Genomic DNA, 867 nt, shown 5'->3' with positions numbered 1-867 from the left:
GGCGGTGGTGGCGCCGGCACAGGCAGCAGAGGTTCTGGCAGGCGGTGGCCCCGCCGTCGCCGTGGGGCAGCACGTGGTCCAGGTCGGCCCAGCCGGCGCGGTTGCGGCAGCCGGGGTGGCGGCAGCCTCGGTCGCGGGTGGTGGTGAAGCGGCGCTGGGCGGCGGCGGGCCGGTAGCGGTCCGAGGCTGGTGGCGGTCGGAGGACCGGGCAGCTGCAGTCGTCGCCGGGGTGGGCCGGGCAGCCGCGGCGGGTCAGCCGCGTCAGCTCGCCGCGGGTGGCGGTGGCGCGCAGCGCTCCGGTGGCCGGGTCCAGCAGGGAGATGCCCAGGGTGCCGCCGGTCGGGGCCTGCAGCCCACCGGGGCACAGGGCGTCGAGGAACTCGAGCAGGTCGCGCAGCTGGCCGGCGGTGATCGGCTGCCCGTCCACCTCCGCCGGGGCGGCGTCGGCGGGGTGGGGGAGCGGGGCGCCGACCGGGCAAGGGTCGTGTCCGGCGGCGGCGAACAGTGCGCCGACCGGGGCCAGCACGTCCAGGTGCGCGGTGACCGGGAGGCGGCTGGTGTCCCACGGCCGCAGCACCAGATCACCGAGCGCGGCCACCCGCAGCTGCCCGATCGGGCGGGGATCGCCCTGGGCCTTGGCCATCCGCGCGTACCGGTCCAGGGTGTCCCCGACCGCGGCGGCCAGCGGCTGGGGCAGGAAGACCGACAGCTCGGCCATCCCATCGCGTGCCGGGCGCAGAACCACGTCGGCGCAGCGCTCGGCCCGCCTGCGGCGCCGCTCGGCGGCCGCGGCGTCGTGGCGCAGCACCTCCCGGCGCACCGCGGCGCGCAGCCGGGTCACCGACAGCTCCCCGGCGCCGGGCAGCA

The 867-nt window shown here is 79.2% G+C and carries 1 protein-coding gene; it reads right to left on the bottom strand.

Features of this window, described 5'->3' with window-relative positions:
• The coding region (locus tag ACI790_RS19840; RefSeq protein WP_456571511.1) for an HNH endonuclease signature motif containing protein at positions 1-867 on the bottom strand (867 nt) is incomplete at both ends.

This window comes from Blastococcus sp. SYSU DS0539, from assembly GCF_054050855.1.
The sequence above is the reverse complement of the archived record's forward strand: the minus strand, read 5'-3'. Positions and strand labels throughout refer to the sequence as shown.